The sequence below is a fragment of the Dyadobacter sp. HNCC25DJ185 genome (genome assembly GCF_056895195.1).
Map to the genome: position 1 here is coordinate 1,155,663 of NZ_JBXHAR010000001.1, position 20,813 is coordinate 1,176,475.

At 47.3% G+C, this 20,813-nt stretch carries 20 protein-coding genes; 8 read left to right on the plus strand and 12 right to left on the minus strand.

The annotated features are described in order from the left end of the window. The 6 genes from AC1XUF_RS04810 to AC1XUF_RS04835 form a co-directional block, all read right to left on the minus strand. On the minus strand, positions 1-864 hold the full coding sequence (locus AC1XUF_RS04810) for a DUF4097 family beta strand repeat-containing protein (RefSeq protein WP_483340526.1): 864 nt from the start codon (positions 862-864) through the stop codon (positions 1-3). Positions 865-888: 24 nt separating this feature from the next. After that, a complete protein-coding gene (locus AC1XUF_RS04815) occupies positions 889-1,728 on the minus strand; it encodes a zf-HC2 domain-containing protein (protein WP_483340527.1) in 840 nt (279 codons plus the stop codon). Beyond that, on the minus strand, positions 1,715-2,239 hold the full coding sequence (locus tag AC1XUF_RS04820; protein ID WP_483340636.1) for an RNA polymerase sigma factor: 525 nt from the start codon (positions 2,237-2,239) through the stop codon (positions 1,715-1,717). The genes AC1XUF_RS04815 and AC1XUF_RS04820 overlap by 14 nt, the downstream gene beginning before the upstream one ends. Before the next feature lie 195 nt (positions 2,240-2,434). After that, entirely contained in the window at positions 2,435-2,917 is a 483-nt protein-coding gene (locus tag AC1XUF_RS04825; protein ID WP_483340528.1) for a ferritin-like domain-containing protein, read from the minus strand. 57 nt (positions 2,918-2,974) lie between these two features. Beyond that, on the minus strand, positions 2,975-4,096 hold the full coding sequence (locus AC1XUF_RS04830; protein ID WP_483340529.1) for a hypothetical protein: 1,122 nt from the start codon (positions 4,094-4,096) through the stop codon (positions 2,975-2,977). Between the two features lies 1 nt (position 4,097). After that, on the minus strand, positions 4,098-6,533 hold the full coding sequence (locus AC1XUF_RS04835) for an ABC transporter permease (protein ID WP_483340530.1): 2,436 nt from the start codon (positions 6,531-6,533) through the stop codon (positions 4,098-4,100). Positions 6,534-6,885: 352 nt separating this feature from the next. On the opposite strand from AC1XUF_RS04835, the gene AC1XUF_RS04840 reads away from it, so the two are divergent. From AC1XUF_RS04840 to AC1XUF_RS04860, 5 genes are all read left to right on the plus strand, one after another. Continuing rightward, entirely contained in the window at positions 6,886-7,455 is a 570-nt protein-coding gene (locus AC1XUF_RS04840; RefSeq protein ID WP_483340531.1) for a Crp/Fnr family transcriptional regulator, read from the plus strand. 76 nt (positions 7,456-7,531) lie between these two features. Continuing rightward, positions 7,532-8,191, plus strand: a complete 660-nt coding sequence (locus AC1XUF_RS04845) for a metal-dependent hydrolase (RefSeq protein ID WP_483340532.1) — start codon at positions 7,532-7,534, stop codon at positions 8,189-8,191. Between the two features lie 310 nt (positions 8,192-8,501). Then, positions 8,502-9,407, plus strand: a complete 906-nt coding sequence (locus tag AC1XUF_RS04850; protein WP_483340533.1) for a helix-turn-helix domain-containing protein — start codon at positions 8,502-8,504, stop codon at positions 9,405-9,407. 85 nt (positions 9,408-9,492) lie between these two features. Further along, positions 9,493-10,347: an oxidoreductase gene (locus AC1XUF_RS04855; RefSeq protein WP_483340534.1), complete on the plus strand. Its 855-nt coding sequence runs from the start codon at positions 9,493-9,495 to the stop codon at positions 10,345-10,347. Between the two features lie 48 nt (positions 10,348-10,395). Further along, positions 10,396-11,079, plus strand: coding sequence for an NAD-dependent epimerase/dehydratase family protein (locus AC1XUF_RS04860; protein ID WP_483340535.1), 684 nt, complete (start codon positions 10,396-10,398; stop codon positions 11,077-11,079). A gap of 4 nt (positions 11,080-11,083) precedes the next feature. On the opposite strand, the gene AC1XUF_RS04865 is transcribed toward AC1XUF_RS04860, so the two are convergent. From AC1XUF_RS04865 to AC1XUF_RS04890, 6 genes are all read right to left on the minus strand, one after another. After that, the gene (locus AC1XUF_RS04865; protein WP_483340536.1) at positions 11,084-11,722 is read right to left on the minus strand and encodes a hypothetical protein; all 639 of its coding nucleotides are present in this window, start codon (positions 11,720-11,722) and stop codon (positions 11,084-11,086) included. Positions 11,723-11,904: 182 nt separating this feature from the next. Next, positions 11,905-12,120 (minus strand): DUF5618 family protein, encoded by a 216-nt coding sequence (locus AC1XUF_RS04870; RefSeq protein WP_483340537.1) that lies wholly within the window; start codon positions 12,118-12,120, stop codon positions 11,905-11,907. Then, positions 12,039-12,242 (minus strand): hypothetical protein, encoded by a 204-nt coding sequence (locus AC1XUF_RS04875; protein ID WP_483340639.1) that lies wholly within the window; start codon positions 12,240-12,242, stop codon positions 12,039-12,041. Before AC1XUF_RS04875 ends, AC1XUF_RS04870 begins: the two co-directional genes overlap by 82 nt. Before the next feature lie 91 nt (positions 12,243-12,333). Next, the gene (locus tag AC1XUF_RS04880; RefSeq protein ID WP_483340538.1) at positions 12,334-15,489 is read right to left on the minus strand and encodes an efflux RND transporter permease subunit; all 3,156 of its coding nucleotides are present in this window, start codon (positions 15,487-15,489) and stop codon (positions 12,334-12,336) included. Positions 15,490-15,495: 6 nt separating this feature from the next. Then, positions 15,496-16,506: an efflux RND transporter periplasmic adaptor subunit gene (locus tag AC1XUF_RS04885; RefSeq protein ID WP_483340539.1), complete on the minus strand. Its 1,011-nt coding sequence runs from the start codon at positions 16,504-16,506 to the stop codon at positions 15,496-15,498. A 1-nt stretch (position 16,507) separates the two neighbouring features. Next, complete coding sequence (locus tag AC1XUF_RS04890; RefSeq protein WP_483340540.1) at positions 16,508-17,767, minus strand: TolC family protein; 1,260 nt, start codon at positions 17,765-17,767, stop codon at positions 16,508-16,510. 219 nt (positions 17,768-17,986) lie between these two features. On the opposite strand from AC1XUF_RS04890, the gene AC1XUF_RS04895 reads away from it, so the two are divergent. From AC1XUF_RS04895 to AC1XUF_RS04905, 3 genes are read left to right on the plus strand one after another with little or no spacing between them, the layout of a single operon-like run. Next, the gene (locus AC1XUF_RS04895; RefSeq protein WP_483340541.1) at positions 17,987-19,351 is read left to right on the plus strand and encodes an ATP-binding protein; all 1,365 of its coding nucleotides are present in this window, start codon (positions 17,987-17,989) and stop codon (positions 19,349-19,351) included. A gap of 43 nt (positions 19,352-19,394) precedes the next feature. After that, positions 19,395-19,769: a response regulator gene (locus AC1XUF_RS04900; RefSeq protein ID WP_483340542.1), complete on the plus strand. Its 375-nt coding sequence runs from the start codon at positions 19,395-19,397 to the stop codon at positions 19,767-19,769. After that, positions 19,766-20,812, plus strand: a complete 1,047-nt coding sequence (locus AC1XUF_RS04905) for an adenylate/guanylate cyclase domain-containing protein (protein ID WP_483340543.1) — start codon at positions 19,766-19,768, stop codon at positions 20,810-20,812. The genes AC1XUF_RS04900 and AC1XUF_RS04905 overlap by 4 nt, the downstream gene beginning before the upstream one ends. Position 20,813 lies beyond the last annotated feature (1 nt).

Here is a 20,813-nt window from a genome sequence, read left to right on the forward strand (position 1 = left end):
TTATGATTGTTTTTTAAGATAGATATTTCCGTTAAATGTTTCGAATTTGTAAACCGGGCCACCCTTGCCCACCCGTATCATGGCTTCGGTGCTGAGCTTATATACGGTTTTGTTTTCATGCTTTTCCTCGTTTTTGATCACCTTAGCAGGCAAGGTTTCCACGTCGTTGAAGTCAGTATAGAAACCGCCGTTAAAGGTTTTAAACCTACAGTCCGCCGATAATGCGGCGGGGTAACTGATTTTGATATCGCCATTCAGAGTCTTGAAATCTGATTCTCCCGGAGGTAATATCAGGTAATTGATCTCGACGTTTCCATTTACGGTGCGCACCTGGGCGGCACCTTTGGCATTGGATATTTTGATTGCGCCATTCACATTATGCACGCCGAGTGAACCGGTTACATCCCCGACGGTCACGTCGCCGCCATTGACGGTAGAAACGTGGAGGTTGAGCGAATAGGGGACCTTCACGGTGAAATTGAGTTCATAATGATAGTGAATTTTCGGGCCGTCCCAGTTCCTCCTATTGCGGTTTGGACGTGAGTCGTAAGGGGCTTCCATGTAGGCGATGATACTGTCTGCCTTTTGTTCAAATCCCAGCTCAAATTCTTTTTTGCCTTCATCCAGCACTTCCTGGGTCTTTGCCGAAATGGTTTTGTCGATTTCCAGCAATACTTTATCCCCGTTGTAACCTTGCACTTTGATAAAACCATTGATATTGTAAATGGCAAGTGTGCTGGCAGCTGCACTTTGAGAGAGGCTGAACTCCTTGGTGACATGCTCTTTAAATTCCAGCTTTTGCGCCGTGGCATGGGTACAGCAGAGCACTGCTCCCACCAGTAAGGGGATTGCGAAATACTTCATAGCTAATAAATGGATTTGTGGTTTTTAAGATAAATCCCTGATCGACTGTTCGATTTTATTCTTCACCAAATCGTTGAGCCCTTCTTTTTTGAGGAGTGTCCTGAGCGCCTTGATAGAGCGTTTTTCCTGCATTTTTACCATCACATCGGCCAGCTCCACTTGTACCATCGGCGAATCCTGTATCAGCAGGGATTTTACAAGCCCTTCTCTAACGGCCGGATCGCTCGTATACTGGGTCAATGCTTCAAGGGTTACCAACCTTACATTTACGTTATCATCACTGTTAAGGGTGGTAAAAAGCGCCTCTATCACACGTTCATCGGCATGAGCAATGTCGTTGGTGTAACTCACCGCCCGAAGCCTTTCGGTAGCCGATGGATTTTCAATCAGCGCAAGCATCATGGTGCTCTTCATTTGTTCCACTTCGGATGCCAATGTTTCGACTTGTTCTTTATAAGCGCTGGCTCTGGTGTGTTCAGGGCCTGTTTTGCGTCCAATCACCCATCCCAATCCCACGAGCAGCAAGCTGAATGCCACCTGGAGAGTCCACTGGGGCAGTACGAACTCCCGCATTTTCCCAATGAGGTGGTCCAGCCAAAGTAATTCGCTCTCTTTCTCAGATTCTTTGAACTGGTCCAGCATCTGGTAGAAATTAACGCGCATTCTTTCTTCTGGCTCCGGGACCCTCATTTTTCCCAGGCTTTCCCAAAGTTGCTTATCCATGGCAAATTCTTCCTGGCAGCTCACACATTCTTCCAGGTGGCTATCTACCGCCAGCCTTTCGGCTTTGTCCAGCCTGTTGTTCAGCCAGTCGGTTAATTTGTCCTTTGTATGTTCACAGCCCATTGCTCTATCTTCTTTCATTGGTAAAAAACTTTTTTTTTAACTCACCCAGTGCGCGGTGCACCCTCACTTTCACAGTCCCTTCATTGATATTCAGGACCTTGGCTATTTCGTCATATTTCAGTTCCTGAAACCGGCTCAGAATAAGTACTTCCCTGTATTCCGCGCTGAGCCCTGCCATGGCCCGGTGCAGGAAATCGTTATCCTGTTGCTTCTCAAAATGTTCGTCAGCTAACGTCCCGCCGCCGATCCGGTCGGCCAGTTCGTTGACATCATAATGGTCGCGGGCCTTATTTTTCTTAATCGAATCATTCAAAACATTTCTTGCCAAATGGTACATCCATGTCCTGAATTCACCCTCACCCGTAAATGTATGCTTGTACTTGAGCATGCGGTAAAAAACGTTCTGTACCAGGTCTTCACTCGCATCCGCTTTGTGCGTCATATGGTAAAAGAATGCAAACAAAGGCCTGTTGTAGCGCTCAAACAGCAACCCCATCTTATCGAGGTCGCCGGCTTTCACCCGGAGCATCAGTGAATTGTCTGTGAGCGTGTTCAAATGAATTGCCTGTTTGTTTGATTCTGTTGTGATAACTCGGCGTAAGTGGAAAGGTTACAGTAAATCAGGAATTTTTTTAATGGTTCACGCAATGCACTGATTGGGAAGGGGGATTGGAGCTGTTTTATTTTAGAAATCTAATAAAAAAGCCGGTTTAACCGGCTTTTTCTATGTAGTGAGTGGATACTTAGAGACGTCCCGTTGCCGGTCCCTTTCTTTTTTGATCGAATCGTGGGACGACAGGATTGCGCCTTGCTGGCTCAGAAGCAGTTGCCTGATATCTGCGGGCAGATCTTCGGATCTCAGTGCTTCTTCGTAGGCTTTTTTCGCTGCATCCTCTCCGCCCTCTGCGTTTTCAAGGACTGCCAGTCTGTTATCAAATGAAAATGCGGAGCGGATGTCCATCCATACCCGGTATAATTTCCCCGACGTCATTGTGCCTGTCTCAGGTTCGCCGCCCAACTTGGTTACCTCCCCCTTCAGGTCCAATAAGTGGCCCCGACTTTGGTCTGCCAACTGGTGAAACAAAGCCCTTAAATCATTTTCGATGTCTTTGGTCTCTTCGTACGCCTTCTCATAACCTGCGACCCGATCGTTGTTGATTACGATGAGATCGTTTAAGACCTCGATTAATTCTGAATGTTCTGCCATGACCGGTTGATGTTTGATGATGGCAGTGAACTACAATAACCATTCCTGTCTGGCCGCTCAGCGTACAATGCTGATGGAATTGGAATAAATTTCAAAATCACAGCCCTGGGCTTTGTCATGAATGACTTGTTTCGCCATTTTTTCCAGAATTTCTGTCCTCCTCGACAGCGGGGTACTGGTGTGGTTTTCCCAATACTTTTCTTCGGGGATTAAAATGATCACCACGGAATTTCCTCCGCCAAATTCCCAGTCAAAAGTGATGCGAACATCGCCTTCCCGATACAGAATTGTGCCGCCGCGCCCTTCCTGTGTATACTCTACAACGGGTATGAACTTGGATGCCAGGTCTTTTTTAAACTTGTCCAGGTCGATGCCGTTCTTTATTTCAACCCCATTCGAATCAAACAGGCGGTGCTGGCTGTCGTCTTGTAAAACCGTTACATTGCCTGGCGGATGCTCATAGTACTCGGGCACCACAGGTATTTCCAGTCTGCTAACTTCCAATTTCGGTACTTCCGGAACGACTGGCCGATCAATTAAATGAACCTCCTGGCCTTTGATCGCCCTCTTTACATTGTCCGGAGGATTTGGATATGCATAGCTCGGAAAACCCTCTGTAAACTTAATAAACCGGATCTCATGCGTCCAGCCGCCCGGCCAGTCCGCTACCATGCTGTAAAAACCAGGTTTTAATGGCAGGCTGTCCAATAACATCATGGTACTTCCATTCAGCTTCTCTTTCACCGGACATTGAATAACCGTTTCTCCGGTCGCGAGCTCGGTGAGCCGAAAAGCCCCTGCATCGTAAGCGTATTGAGGCATGTGAAATACGATCTGCTGGCAATCGGGGTAGTGGATAACCCTGACCTGTTCAGGCTTTACAATGCCCATATTCTCAGTCGCACTTTTTCCGCTCCCGGCATCTGCCTTGTCGAAATTTGAGACTTTGGTAAGTACGCATTTGCCGTAATACTCCGTATTTTCCCGACTGGTGGCTGTTGCCAATCGCCTTACAAAATCAGACGGTATCGAGCCGGAAGTGCCATTTCCGATATCCGGGACGATATACCCATCACTGTTCAGCCCGGTACCGTCTGCCGGGAGGTCGCATAGTTCCAGAATGTTTCCTGGCTGAAAAACATGGCAATGCCTGATTACTTCCAAACGGACGGTCTTCATATTATTCGGAGCGCAATGACTTTACAGGGTTCGTTAAAGCGGCTTTGACGGATTGAAATGAAACTGTAAACAATGCTACTGCAATAGATAATAATCCGGCTACTGCGAACATCCACCAGGAGATCGAAATTCGGTATTCAAAATCCTGTAACCACTTGTCCATCATGTACCAGGCCGCCGGCACCGCGATTACCATAGCTATTCCTACCAGCTTCAAAAAATCTTTGGAAAGCAGCGCCACAATGCCGGCGACCGAAGCGCCCAATACCTTTCTTACACCGATTTCTTTGGTACGCTGTTCCGCTGTGAAGGTAGCCAATCCAAATAAGCCAAGGCAGGCCACGAAAATAGTTAACCCGGCAAAAAGGCCTAGTATTTCTCCGGTTTTCTGTTCCGCTTTGTACGTGTCGTTGAACCTTTCGTCCAGGAAAGAGTAGGTAAAAGGCAGGTCGGATTTATAGCTGTTCCATTGCTTTTTCATCGAAGCAAGCAACCCGGCAACTTCCTTTGTCCTCGTTTTGATAATGAGCGAACCATATCCCTGGTTCAACGTCATCACAAGCGGGCTGATTTTCTCGTGCATAGACCTGAAATGGAAGTCTTTAACGACTCCAATGACATGATAGGTCGCCTGGATCCCCTCGTTGTTCCTCCTGGTGATCTCTTTATCCAGTGCCCCATTTTTCCAATTCATGGTTTTGGCAGCAGTTTCGTTGATAATGATACCCAGAGAATCGGTACCATATTCTTTGGAGAAGTTTCTGCCCTCAACGATTTCCATGCCCAAGGTAGGGATGTAGTTATAATCTACCTCGTATCTCAGGGTTTTGACGATCCGCGACACATCATTGTCGGGATTGACCATAAAGTTATTATTATCAGAAGGACCTGCAGGGACAAAGCCCGACATGCTGATTTTCTCAATGCGTGAATCATTGGCCAGTTCGTCACGGAAGGGCTGTACATTCTTGCCCAAGGCCCAGCCGGGGACGATCAACACTTGTTCCTTGTTATAGCCCAATTTTTTATTCTGAATAAATTTCAACTGCTGATAAACGACCGTCGTTCCGACCATCAAAGTGATAGAAATAAAGAACTGGAAAACAACCAGACTGCTTCTTAGCCCAATGTTTTTACCCGAGGAGCCCAATCGGAGAGAAGCATTACCACCTTTGAGAACTGAAATCGGTTTGAAAGAAGACAGAAAAAACGCCGGGTAGCTTCCCGCGAATATGCCGACAAACAGACCGAAAAGAAGCAATCCTGGCAACAGACCGGGAATTGCGCCGAATGTCAGTTTCAGCTCTTTGCCAGAAAGATCGTTGAAAAGCGGCAGCGCGATTACACAAATAAAGGCTGCCAATATCAGTGCAATGCCGGTGAGCAAGAGCGATTCCATCAAAAATTGGCCTATCAGCTCAATCTTTTCCGAGCCCATTACTTTTCGAACCCCTACCTCCCGGGCGCGTTTGGAAGATCCCGCAGTCGACAGGTTCATGAAGTTGATACAGGCGATCAACAGCATAATAATCGCCACCGCGCTGAAAATGTATACATATTTCAGATCACCACCACCAGTGCCCAGATCGTATTGGAAATCGGAATGTAAATGGATATCGGTCAAAGGCTGTAAATAAAGACCTATATCGTTTCCTTTTTTGCGGAATTCTGCCAGTGTTAAGCCCATGGCCTGTTTCAACTGAGGACTCATGTATTTCTCGACGGTCTGGGGAAGCTTGGCCTCGAGCTTTTTGTAGTCGTATCCTTCCGGCAGCAAGAGGTAGGTGAAAAATTCCGAAACCATCCACGACTGAGATTTAGCCTCTGCCAGGGTCGACATGGATGCCAGCATATCGTACCTGAAATGGGAGTTTGCCGGTATGTCCTTCATCACACCGGTCACTTTGTACGTCCCGTCCCAATCTTTAAATTTGATTACCTCGCCTACAGCTTCTTTTTTTCCAAAGAGTTTGGCAGCCAGCGTTTCGGAAATAACGACGCTATTGGGGTTAACCAAAGCCGTTTTGGGCTGGCCTTGCCGCATGGGCAGTGTAAATATTTCAAAGAAATTGGAGTCAACAAACGCAAGCCGGTTATCGGTAAAAAGCTTTTCACCCATTAATACCAGCGGCGAGCCACCCTGACGAAGGCGTGTCGACGCCTGAACTTCGGGATAATCCGCCTTGAGTGCAGCTGCAGTAGGTGGCATCACGTGCGACTCATTCAATTTTCCGCCTTGCATAATGCCTTTGAAAACAACACGCACAATGCGGTCGGCTTTTTCGTTGAAGCGGTCGTAACTCAGCTCATCGAGTACATAAAGGCTGATGAGCATACAGGAGGCAAGACCAATTCCGAGCCCGGCAATATTAATGGCAGAAAAGGCACGGTTCCGTAAAAGGGTTCTCCAGGCGATCTTGAAATAATTTCTAATCATGATTCGGGTTGATTAATTAGGCAAAAACTGATTTTATTTTTATGGCTAACAGAATGGTACTTTGTAATACCTAGTTCTGGGTATAAAAGGTATGCCAGTTTGGAAAAGTTTCATTATCTGGCATTTATGATTGATCTTCAAAACTCGATTGTTCACTATCGAACACATTTTGTGCGTAATTGACCGGCTCGAAGGCTGAAATCCGCTTCTGTTACAACGATTCGCAGAGCCCGGGCCGGTCTGGCTTTCAGGAAATCTGTTTTGACTTGAACGGCGGAGGCCGCCAAATACTTGGACCGAAACTTGCGGTTCGGAACAGTGTCCCTAAATTTACATGTTAACAGCCTTCCCAATGAACGAGCTCGAACATTATCTCCAGACTTATTTTGATTTTGATCAGGCCGAGCTGAATAAAGTAGCTGCTTTTTTCAAGCCGGAAATAGTCAGAAAAGGAGAGTACTATCTGAAAACCGGGAAACCGTGTAATAAACTGAGCTTTATCCGGTCGGGTATTCTGAGGGTTTATGTGGGCCTGGAAGACAGGGAGGTGACACAATGGATTTCGACCCAAGGCTATTTTATCTGCGACTTGTCCAGCCTTGTTTTCGGTAAGCCGTCGCGCTGGAATATACAGGCATTAACCGATACTGCTGTTTATACCATTGATAAGGCAGATTACGATCGACTGGGCGATTATATCCCCAAATGGCCGGTTACCGAAAAGCTTTTTATTGCGCATTGCTTCACAACACTGGAAGACCGGGTGTTTTCATTTTTATCGATGACCGCGGAACAGCGGTATAACATCCTGTTTGAGAGTAACCGTGAATTATTCAATCAGGTACCGCTCCAGTACATTGCGTCTATGCTGGGCATGACACCCGAAACCATCAGCAGGATCCGCAGAAAACAGCTCAATTGATTTCTTGATATAGATCAAGTGGCCTTCGAACAGGGGTTGATACTTTTACAAAGTCATTAATCAACCAGCTTGTTATATGTTTTTAGGTCATTATGGTTTAGCATTCGGAGCGAAGAAGGTAGCTCCCAGGGTCTCGCTTCTGACACTTTTTGTGGCTGTCGAGTTTGTCGATATTTTGTGGCCGTTCTTGCTGCTTCTCAATGTAGAGCAGGTTAAAGTCCACCCTGGAATTTCGGAGGTAACCCCTTTCGAGTTTGTGCATTATCCTTACACGCACAGCCTGGTGATGGGAGCGGTCTGGGGATTGTTGTTCGCCCTGGTTTATTGGCTATTCAAGAAAGATTTGCGAAGTGCTGTGATTGTCGGATTGGCTGTACTGAGCCACTGGTTTCTGGACCTGATCGTTCACATTCCCGACCTCCCGCTGACACCCTTTGGCACAGAGAAAGTCGGGTTGGGCGTTTGGAATTCGATACCGCTGACACTTTTGATTGAAGGGATTATTTTCTTTGGCGGTATTTTTATTTACTTAAGAAACAGCCGTGCATTGAATAGTAAGGGCAATTGGGGCCTTTGGCTTCTTGTGGTGTTCTTCGTCGTTGCGAATCTCTACAACATGTTCGGCCCGCCGCCGGAAGATTCCATTCCTGTATTGTTTGTTTCCTTTACAATCCTGCAACTGATCGTCCTTTCGCTGGCCCATTTGGTTGATAAAAATCGGGAGATGTTAAGCTAACCGCTGAAATTATATCGTGAAGTCAGTTTACGAATTATTTTGTGTAGGTAATATGACTTTGCCGTCCATTTTCAACACACAATTTTTTAACCAATAAAATGACCCCGGTGGGGAAAACTGCGCGCGTAACCTGAAAGTGAGCAGAGTCAAAAACCGGATTTCCTGGGGTGTTGTTGCCAAGACAAAGTTTGGCCAACAACACCCCAATTGAATGATTTTCAAGTAGTCAGGAACGAGATTATATTGCAAGAAGTTAGCGTTAATCCTGCTGATACCAGCAATTACTATTTGAATTTCGTAACTTTGCCCTATGGCAAATATAGAATCACTCGAAGAATTTTATCAGAGCAAGTTCAACTGGCTTCCCGAAAACCTACAGCAGGATATCGGCCATTTCAACGTGTTTTCTCTCGGAAACCACCCAGGCGCCAGTGCCGTGCCGGTCCGGTACAGCAGGAGGGACTTTTATAAAATATCCTTGCTGAGAGGCAAAAATATATACCATTACGCGGATAAAAGCCTGGAAGTAGACGGGCCTGCCCTGATGTTTTTTAATCCGCAGGTCCCCTATAATTGGGAATCGGGATGCGGCGGCGACGCAACTGGCTACTTTTGTATTTTTAAGGAAGCCTTTTTTCAGGAAAGGATGCGAGGCGGGGTGGGTGAGCTCCCTATGTTTGCGATTGGCGGAAAGCCATCCTATATATTAACGGAATTGCAGGATGAACACGTTAGCCGGATCTTCCAAAAAATGCTCGCGGAAATTGATTCCGATTATCAGTATAAGTACGACCTGATCAGGAATTATGTAACAGAGCTGATCCACTATGCATTAAAAATGCAGCCTTCCGAGTCGCTATACCAGCATCCCAATGCCAATTCCAGGATCACTTCTGTTTTTACCGAGCTGCTCGAACGCCAGTTTCCGATTGAATCGCCGTCCCAAAGATTTGTAATGCGTTCTGCCAATGATTTTGCGGAACAACTTTCTGTTCATGTCAACCATCTGAACCGGGCGATCCGGGAGACAACCGGCAAAACCACCACCGCGCATATTGCCGAGCGCGTTGTCAGCGAGGCGATGGCGCTGCTCAAACATACCAACTGGAACATTTCCGAGATCAGTTATAGTCTGGGTTTCGAAGAACCGGCCCACTTCAACAACTTTTTCAAGAAACAAACCAGCCAAACCCCGTCCTCTTTCCGTATTGTTTGAATTTTGTAAGCATCTGTTTGAACGTTGCAACAGCTACCAGGGTTTCCGCAGCTAGTTTTGTCGTGTTCATAAACAGTCAAAAACAATGGAAACTCAAAAAGTATGGTTTGTAACAGGCGCTTCAAAAGGCCTGGGACGCATTTTAGTTCAGAAATTGCTGGCAAACGGGATGAAAGTGGCCGCTACCTCTCGGACAGTCAGTGATTTGCAAACTGCTGTAGGCAACGAAAGTGAATGGTTCCTCCCTTTGCAGGTTGACCTTAAAAGCGAACCCAGTGTACAGGAAGCGATAGAAAAAACGGTTGCGGCTTTCGGCCGGATAGACGTGGTCGTGAATAACGCAGGTTATGGCCTGATGGGCAGCATTGAAGAACTGACCGATGCGGAATCCAGGGAAAATTTCGAAGTGAATGTTTTCGGAACATTGAATGTCATCAGGAAATCGATGCCATACCTCCGCAAACAGCGTTCCGGGCACGTATTTAACATTTCTTCCATTGGTGGCTTTGTCGGCGATTTTCCAGGTTTTGCCATATACTGCGCTACCAAATTTGCGGTAACGGGGTTAACAGAATCGTTGGCGGCAGAAATCAGGTCATTTGGTGTAAAAGCGACGGTCGTTTCACCAGGTTATTTCAGGACCAGTTTTCTGACATCCGGTTCGATTGTGGTCCCTCAAAATGAGATCGACGATTACAAGGAAGTGCGGGAAATTCAGAAGGCGCACCAGGCAGATATCAACGGTAACCAGCCCGGCGATCCCGAGAAAGCGGCTGAAGCATTGATCCGGATTGCCGGCGAGAAAAATCCTCCGCTCAATCTTTTTCTGGGACAAGATGCATATGATCTGGCCATGACCAAAATCGAAACGGTTAGAAATGACCTGGCCAATTGGAAAGAATTGACAATTTCGACCGGGTTCGATGTGGAAAAGGCGTAATATCAATATCTTGCAGGCACTGAATCCTCAACATTACCTGGCATTAACATGGTTTTAAATGATAAAATAAGGGCCATCATTACGGGCGTTACCGGTATGGTTGGTGAAGGTGTTTTGCTGGAATGCCTGGAAGATCCGGGGGTAGAGTCGGTTTTGATCATCAATCGCAAACCTTCCGGATTCTCCCATGCTAAATTAAAAGAGATTGTCCACGCCGATTTTCTGGACATCACGCCGATCGAAGATCAGCTGTCGGGATATAATGCCTGCTATTTCTGTCTGGGTGTATCGTCAATCGGGATGAAAGAGCCGGAATACACGAAGATGACCTATACTTTGACCATGCATGTCGCGGAAATCCTCAGCAGGAAGAACCCTGATATGACGTTCTGTTATGTATCTGGTGCCAGTACAGACAGTACGGAGAGAGGCAGACAGATGTGGGCCAGGGTGAAAGGTAAAACTGAAAATGACCTGATGAAACTTCCATTCAGACAGGTTTTTGCGTTCCGTCCGGGATTTATGAAGCCTAGACCAGATGCCAAAAATGCCTTGCCATATTACAAGTATTTCAACTGGCTGTTCCCCGTCTTGAAAAAGTTTTTTCCAAATACTGCTTCAAAACTGAGCCAGCTCGGACAGGCGATGATAAAAGTCACCCGATATGGTTACGATAAGAGCATATTGGAAGTAAGAGACATTAATGCGCTCGCCGACAGGCAATATATCTAAATGCCTAGTTCCTCTTCTCATAGAAGAAGTTATCGCCTTTGAGTAGCGGATGCTCGCCCGACAGACCGTTTGCAACGGGTGTTAACTTCGTATTTTCTGTGAATATCTCGGTAATCCAAGGTTCTATTTTAAATTCGAGGTAGTTGGCTTCTGCTGTGATTGGGTACGAAGAGAGTCTTTCGGGTGTGAAATTAAAGGATAGTACGATCTCAGTTGCCTTTGCTTTCGGGACTTGTAAAACACCATCTTGATCAAATCTGGCGCGTTTTTCTCCGTCTGCCGATCTGATTGACGCTTCAAAGTGAGGAAATGCCTGCGGATTGACATCAACAATTTTGATGGTCAGCGAATCACCCGGAACGATCCGGCTGGTGACTAGCTTGAAGTCAGTTTTCGGTTTCTCGCGGCTGTTCAATACGATTGTACCCTGATCAAAACTCCAGGTGCCTGTTCCCTGGCGATCCATTGCGCCGTAAGAAAGAAATATTTCAAAAGTACGGTCAGGTTTAAGCAGGATTGCGGAAGCGGTTTCCATGACGCCCTGTAAGTGGTACTCGCCGGGGATGGAGTCCGGCGATATTTGCGCAGATACAAACGTTTTCAGAAGGAGTGGCAAAGCAAGTAAGAGAAGAAGTATTTTCATTTTCGTTAGTTTTAAGGTGTATAGCTGACGAAACCTGTACGGGAAATCCGCTTATGAAATATAGCTAAAATGACAGGCTTTGCCTGTTAATAATTATTTTAAGGTAAATGTGGCCGGCAGCAACAAAGAAAGAGGGCAGGAACAAAGCGATTTGTCCTGCCCTCTTTCAGATACTTTGTGGTTTATTTTACCAATGACCTCGTTTCTGCCCAGGCCATGATTTCTTCTGCTGTTTTGAGCCCCCATTGCGCTACCGCTGGAGTCCCGTCGTAACTCATTGAGAGGTGAAGCAAATCGTACGCACTTACAAAGTGTTTCAATACTTTTTTATCCAGGACCGATAACTGGTCTTTGTACCAGGATACTTCTTTTCGTCCTTTCTTTTTGTCACCCGGCAATGAATCCAGCGCGACAGGGACCCCGGTGTAAGCGCAGCATGACCTGCCAGCTTCACATATTTTTCATCCTGATCATAATCGCCGTCCTTGATTGCCTTTTCCGTGTAAAAGGTTTTTTGCATGAGCAGCGTAGCGTTTCGCTACCTGGATCGCATTCTTCTTTCCCATATTAGTGTGCCGGATTGGTTTTGATATCCGTCAAAAATAGGGTTTTTAACCCCTATTTTCCAGTTCAAGGGGATCGCCTGCGGCCTTTGGTTTTCTGTTTTTTTCGGCCCAGAAATAGAGCGGCGGAAGCAATACGGGAGCGAAGAGCAGTGTACTGGTAAGCCCTCCGATGATGACGGTTGCCAGCGGACGCTGTACATCGGATCCGATACCCGACGAAATGGCTGCCGGCACCAAACCGATGATCGCGACGATCAGGATGGAAAGCATGGCACGCAATTGTTCTCCCGAGGCTTCCCACACGTTACGTTCGAGGTCGTTTTTACGCAACTCCACAGCACGGTTCAGGGCTGAAACCAGCAATACACCCGCCATAACCGATATCCCGAATATGCTCACAAAACCTACACCCGCCGAAACATTGAAATAATAGCCTCTCAAAAGCAAAGCGACAATTCCCCCCGCGAGCGCAAACAGGATGCAGCTCATCGTGACCAGTGTATGGGACAGATTTTTGAAAAGCATAAAAAGGAACAGGAACACCATGACGATCGTCAGAGGGATCGTAAATGCCAGCTGCTTTCCAGCCCGCTGAAGGTTTTCGTACTGACCTCCGTAAATAATGCTGTAACCCTTCGGGACCCGTACTTTTGCATTCAGTTTTTTCTGTAGTTCGGCCACAAAACCGCCCTGGTCGCGACCACGGATATTGGTGCGTACAGTCACCATTCTCTTGCTGCCGTAGCGGTAAATGTTAGTCTGCCCTTCCATAAAGTGGATGTCCGCGAGCTGGCTCATGGGGATCAGCGCGCCGGACAGGGAAGGTACCTGTACATTTTTGATCGCGTCGATCGAATTGCGGTATTTAGGCAAAAATCGGATGACGATGTCGTACTTTTTGGTGCCGTCGTACAAGGTAGAAATGGTTTTGCCACCGATGGCCGCTTCGATCATGTTTTGAATATCGGCCACGTTGATCCCGAAACGCGCTGCGGCTTCCCGGTTGATATTAATGGCGAGTTGTTCCTGGGGCCCTTCCTGCTCAATATTCACGTTATCGGCCCCTCTGGTTGCCTTCACGATTTTTGCAATATCATTTGCCTTTTTACGCATCATATTTAAATCATCGCCGACGACAGACACAGCCAGGTCTGCCGCGCTGCCTGTAACGATTTCCATTACCTGATCAATAATGGGCTGACCAGATGAAAAAGATACCGCCGGCAACTGTGTCTGAAGATCCTGTTTGATTTTCTCTACCAGTTCCTTTTTTGAAATGGTTTTGCTCCACAAATCGTAATCTTTTAGTCCGACGAGAATTTCGTTCCGGTTGGCAGGAAACGGGTCGGTGCCATCGTCATTACGCCCGGTTTGAGTGATCACAAACGAAATTTGCGGGTATTTAGCAATAATGCTGCGGATTTTTGGCGCGTAGCTTGCGTTTTCCTGAATGGTAATACCGGACGGGAAGTTGCCACGCAGAAAAATCGATCCCTCATCCAAAGTAGGCAGGAACTCGGTACCCAGCTTCAGCCCGAAAAGCACAAGAATGGTAACAATCGTGAAGCCAGTGAGGACGGTGATCCTGTAGTGTCTGATAAAACCCGCCAATGAGCGCTTGTAGAATCTGGTCATCAGTTCAAGTACAGGGTTTTTATGGTCTTTAACTGGCTTATCGGGATCGGAGAATGCCTTATTGTAGGCAAAAGAGATCAGCACCGGAATAAATGTAAGTGCCGCCAGCATGGAGCCGATCACCGCAAACGCAAGTGTCAGGGCCATTGGCGAGAACAGCTTACCCTCAACGCGTGTCATCAGCAGGATGGGCATATAAGCCAGAATAATGATCGTTACCGAGAAAAATATTTCCCTGCCTACTTCCTGGGCGGAAATCAATGTCATCCTGACGATCCCGTGGCGCTTTTCTTCCGGCGTTGCCATGCGGTACCTGCGGATCAGGTGTTCGGCCATCACACAGGCGCCATCCACAATGATACCGAAATCAATGGCGCCCAGTGAAAGCAGGTTCGCAGGGATGCCAGTCAAACGCATCAGTATAAACGCAAATAGTAAAGAGAACGGAATGGTCAGTGCCACGACGAGCGCGCTGCGAATGCTGCCCAGGAAAAAGATCAGTAAAATGACTACAATGGATATACCTTCAAACAGCGTATGGGCCACGGTTTCGAGGGAATGATCGATCAGGAAACTACGGTCGTAGAGCGGTGCCAGATGTACTCCTTCGGGCAGTTCACTGGCTTCAAGGTCTGCCATTTTCTCTTTCAGCACCTTCAGTACCTCGCTTGGGTTTTCATATCTCCTGAGCAAAATAATGCCCTCAACGCCGCTGCTGACGTCTATTTTATCCTGGGTGATGGTGTAGCCCATCACCCCGCTGGGCGGCGGCGGTGTGATTTCCACGGTAGCTACGTCACGTACAAAAACAGGGACACCGTCGTCCGATTTTAATACGATATTCTGGATATCCTGCTCGTTTTTTATCGCGCCCAACCCCCGGATTGCGAACCCTTGCCCGCCACGCGAGATCACATTTCCACCTGTATTCTGGTTGTTGACATTGATCGCATCCACTACGTTTTCCAGCGATAAACCGTATTTAACCAGTTTTTCCGGGGATGTAATGACATGATATTGTTTCAGCGGACCTCCGAATGTGGTGACATCCGCAATACCAGGTACCTGAAGCAATGCAGGTTTGATTACCCAATCCTGCAGGTCACGAAGTTGCGTAGGACTGTAACTGGGCGGTGCTTCAACCACATATCGCAGGATTTCACCGACTGCCGTGGACAACGGCGCCAGTTCGGGCGCCACTCCGTCGGGTAATTCCGCGGACGCAATGCGCTCGGTTACTTGCTGACGGGCAAAATAATCGTCGGTGCCGTCTTTGAAAGTGAGCTGGACAACCGATAGGCCGAAAATGGTTCTGCTTCTCCTGTCCAGTACATTCGGGGTGTTTTGAAGTGCCCGTTCAATAGGAACGGTAACCTGCTGCTCTACTTCTTCCGCCGCGCGGCCGGGATACTGTGCCACCACGATTACGTTGGTGTCGGCAATATCCGGATAGGCTTCAATTTTGAGCTGGGTAAAACACCAGTATCCAATGCCCATCAGCGCAGCACTGATCGCTATCACAGCCCATCGGTTGCGCAAGCTGAAATTCAATAGGTTCGAGATCATCTTATTTTAGTATCCGAATGATAAACCTTTCAACTGCATGACGCCTTTCGTCACGACTTCATCCCCGTTTTTCAGACCGCTGAATACGATAATCCGGTCGCCGATCTGATCTCCAATGCTAACTTCGCGCCTTTCGAAACTATTAGTTCCGGCTTTGATAAATGCATAATTTTTTCCCTGGATCGTGATCAACGCATCTTTGCTGACGCTCAGGTTTTTACCCTCGCTTAAACCAAACGCGACGGTACCATACATGCCCGCTTTCAGCCTCCCGTCGTTGTTATTGACACTAACCCGGAGTTTGATCATCCTGGTGACCTGGTCCACCATGTCGGTGATATCCTCTATTTTTCCAGTGATATTTTCGTTGGGGAAAGCCGTAAAGCGGATCTTGCATTCGCTGCCTTTCTTGACTTTATTTACCTCGCTTTCGGGGATATCGCAAATCACGTAGGTTGTTCCTGCCGGTGCGCTCCGGAGTTGTTTCGGCTCAAAGCCGCCTGCCTTTAATTTGGCTTCCTGCTCAATGATCGCCGACCTTTCGGTAATGAGGTTGGTTTCTTCCATAGCAAGGGCAGTTTCCGATTCGAGCAGGTCTTTGCCCGTTGCCGCGCCGTGTTCCTGTAGGTCTTTGATCCTGGCCAACTCCGTTTTCCGCTGCCTTACATTGACGTTCTGTATCTGGTTGATCATGGTCAGATGCTGTAAAAGCTGCGAATAGGTTCCGGAAAGGTCCGGGTTGTCAAACAGCACAATATTCCCTGAAGCACCTTCCTGGGAACGAAGTACTGTCGCCGAAACGACCGCCGGGGCAGTCACGTCCGCCATCAGTGAAGTCGAGGATATTTTCTCGGTTTCAAAAAAACGGCTGCTTTCCTGCCGGGGAAATGTGATCTTCGTGCCTGAGCTGTTGACAACCGGGGTTGTGTTATCTTGTTTAGCCTGCTGATTTTCTTTGGTCTTGCAAGCTGCCACTAATGTCATGGCAAGGCAGCCGCATATGATTAAGTTCTTCATTTTATTGTGCGATTTGATTGATCAGTCCGGATGAATAAAGCAGGTCTATATAACTTTGGCGATATTGCTGCAGCAAAGTGTAGTACTGCTGCTGCGTGTCGAGCCAGCTTCTTTGCGCTTCCAGAAAGTCAATAATGGTGGTTCCACCGCGGAGGTAAGAATATTTAACACTGTTCAATATGGTCTGAGACTGGGTGAGTAACTGATTGAAATTCTGTACGTTCTGTTTTTGAGTCTGATAAGTGTTATAGGCGATCAGGATCTCGCTCTGGATCCGTGCTTCCGTTGTCTTCAAATCCTGCTCAGCCTGTTGTTTGATCACCTGCGACTTTTTGATTTCTCCCTGGTTTCTCGAAAATAACGGAATTTCAATGGTACCATAAATGCCCATGTAATGAATTTTGTTCTGGGGGTTATAGATCAGGCCCAGCTCCGGGGTAGGCAGTGCCGCCGATTTTTGAAGCTTGATGTTAGCCTCTGCTACGTCCATGGTCGATTTCATGGCCTGGATATCCGAGCGGTTTAAGAGCGCCTGTTGCACCATGCTGTCCATTTGCTGTGGGAAAGCAAAAGCAAATTGGTCGGTCGTGTCGATCTGCACCGAGTCCTGGGTGCCCATCAAAAATTTAAGATTCGTGATTTCATTCAAATAATCCCTGGTGGCCGATTTGAGCTGGATCTGGTATTGATTGGCCAGCAACTCGGTCCTCGCCAGGTCCGTGGTGGTGATCACCTGGTTTTTCAGCCGCAACCTGTTGACGTAGGCCAATGAATCAATGTTGTTCTTGGCCGTATTGAGCAGGTCCAGTTGTTTTCGCGCCGCCCAAACGTCCAGCCATTTCTGTGCTACCGACCGGAAAAGCTGCCGTTCCGTCTCAGCGTACTGTTTCTGGGTAAGCCTGACATTTTGTTCGGCGTAGTTGATCTTGTTCTGCCGTTGTACAGGCAACTGAAAGGGTTTGGTAACCTGCCACCAGATCTGACGGTTCAGGCCACTGTACCAGGAAGAATTCTCGGGAAACCGCGACGGTTGTATCAGTTGCAGGGACTGGTTGTTGAGAATAGGGTTCGGCCTCAAAGCGGCGGTGACAATGTCTGCCTGTGAGATCTCCGTATTAAACAGTTCTGTTTTTAATACCGGGTTGTTGGACTTCGCGGTTTGCAGCGCTTGTCCCAGTGTGTAGATTGTTTGGCCCCATACTGCTGGTGAATACCAGATCAGGAGGATCATCATGAGGGGCATTTTTACTTTTAACGACATGACCTGTTAGTTTAGATTACTGTCACAAAGGTTCTGTAACTGATTAAAAAGCGTATTAAAAGCAGTTTATAATTGGATTAAAAAACGGTTAGAAATAAATTAGAGAGGGCCGATAGACATGTCACGAATCGACCGCCTGTCGTAGTTATTTAACGGAAAATATTTACTTTGGTAATTATTTGGTGCTTCACAAAAACAATAGCGAATTTCTAAACCTGCATGGGATATTTTCTGGTTTCATTATTCCTGGTCCAATACATTCGTTCTACACTACAGACCAAAGCCTCGAACCCACAGCTGGATAAGAGCCTGGTCCTTTTCAGGAATATTTCAATCGCATTGATTGCTACCTATTACCTGGCCGAACAGCCGGACTGGTTTGATTGGGTCTGGTATATTTTTCTTACAGCTCAGCTTGTTTTCTGTTACCGCAGAGAGGAAGTGCAGCCGATCAGGACAATGATCCAGGGTATCATTCCATATCTGGTACTCTCGGTCGTAAATGACCTGATCAAACTGAGCGCCCCCAAATTTTACAAAGAGTATGGGGATTACTTTCAAATCGCAAGCTTTTTTGCATTTGCCTTGTGTTTTGTCCTTTGGTTTTATGCCAGGAAACAGCAGAGGGTCCTTATAAAGGAACGTGAGGACCGGATGCGCGAAGAGCAGGCAAGCAGGGCACAAAAAGAGTCCTTGGAATATCTGGTCAAAGAGCGTACCCTGGAACTGACATTGCAGAAGGAAGAACTGCAAAAGACGATCGAAGAGCTCAAATCTACTCAGAACCAGCTCATACAAAGCGAAAAAATGGCCTCGCTGGGAGAACTGACGGCTGGTATCGCGCATGAGATCCAGAACCCGCTCAATTTTGTGAATAATTTCTCGGAGGTGTCCGTAGAGCTTTGCCAGGAGCTGGAAGAGGAAATCGATAAAACAGACATTCCCGACGATGACAAAGATTATATCAAGGGCATTATCGGCGACCTCAGCCAGAACCAGCAGAAGATTACCCACCACGGCAAACGTGCCGATTCCATTGTGAAAGGGATGCTGCAGCATTCACGGGTTTCTTCGGGTGAAAAAGAGCCGGTCGAAATCAATGCATTGGCCGACGAGTATATGAGACTCGCATACCATGGCTTGCGCGCGAAAGACAAAGAATTCAATTCGGCCCTGGTAACTGATTTCGACCCTACGATCGGGAAAGTGAATGTGCTCCCTCAGGACCTGGGCAGGGTATTTCTGAACCTGTTCACCAATGCATTTTACGCTGTGGCCGAAAAGAAGCGAAAGCTGGCCGAAGAGGGCATACAAACTGATTACAAGCCAGAGGTAAAAATCAGCACAAAGAAATTCGATAACAAGCTGTACATCAGGGTTACGGACAATGGAACTGGGATGCCGGAACATGTGAAAGCCAAAATCTTTCAGCCCTTTTTTACTACAAAGCCGACAGGGCAGGGCACCGGGCTGGGCCTGTCGATGAGTTATGACATCATTACAGGAGGGCATGGCGGCACGCTGGATGTGGATTCGGTACCTGGTGAGCGCACTGAATTTAAAATAACGATACCAATCAGCTAAGTATGCTGAGTAAAACACCAACCCCCCAATAAATGAGGCCGATATGAAGATATTAGTTGTTGACGACGAGGAGGATGTGAAATCGCTGTTTGAGCAGAAGTTCAGGCGTGAGATCCGCAGCGGACAGTTCGAGTTTTCCTTTTCTTTTTCGGGAGAACAGGCATTGGCCTACCTGGCCGAGCACCAGTCGGAAGTGGTGATGATACTGTCGGACATCAATATGCCTGGCATGAGCGGTATCGAACTGCTGAAAACAATCCGGAGAGACCATCCTCAGGCTCCGCCGCAGGTCATGATGATCACGGCCTATGGGGATAGTGCCAACCATGATCAGGCCATGCAGCTTGGTGCAGATGACTTTTTAACTAAACCAGTCAACTTTGTTGAACTGAAAGAGAAATTGCTAGAGATCTTATGAAAGCCAAAATACTGGTGGTGGATGACGAAGCGGATCTTCAGCTGCTGATCAAGCAAAAATTCCGAAGGCAGATCCGGGAGCAGGAATATGAATTTTTGTTTGCGGAAAACGGGGTAAGGGCATTGGAAGTGATCGAGCTGAACCCCGACGTGGATATGGTCCTGAGCGATATTAACATGCCAGAAATGGACGGGTTAACGTTACTCGTCAGAATCGGCGAACTGAGCCCGATCCTGAAATCTGTGATTGTATCGGCTTACGGGGATATGGACAACATTCGGTCGGCGATGAACCGCGGCGCTTTTGATTTTTTAACTAAACCCATTGATTTCAAGGATCTTGAAGTAACAATGGAAAAAACGCTGCAGTATGTGGCCCAATTGAAGGAAACACTGAAAGCAGTTCGCGAAAACGATATCCTGCGGATGTATGTGGATTCATCGGTACTGCAATTTATGACGCAGGAGACGTTTGAGAAATCACTCATGACCAGTGAAAATATTGAGGGGACTGTGGTTTTTATGGACGTTTGCGGCTTTACTTCCATTTCCGAAAAAGAACCGGCAGACCTCGTTGTCAAGCTGATCAATAAATATTTTGATGTGATGGTGAAGGAGATCATTGCTCAGGGCGGCTTGGTAGACAAGTTTATGGGCGATGCCGTGATGGCCGTTTTCCGGGGGGATTATCACCTGGACAGAGCGATCGAGTCCTCATTGGCGGTCAGAAACCACATCAATAGCTTTCAGGAAGAGCTTTCGGACCAGAAGGGCTACCATCCAAATGTTTCTATAGGTATCAATTCAGGAGAAATGGTCTCCGGAAACATCGGCTCGGCCGCATTGAAACGGCTTGATTATACGGTTATAGGTGATGTGGTGAACGTGGCCCAGCGTTTGCAGGCCATTGCAAAACCTGGTCAGGTAGTGGTGGCCGAAGCAGCTTATTTGCAAATCAAGGAGGCTTTCAAGTGCAACCCGGTTGGCGAAGTAAGCCTGAAAAACAAATCCAATCCGGTTATGGTATACGAGGTTCTTGAATAAA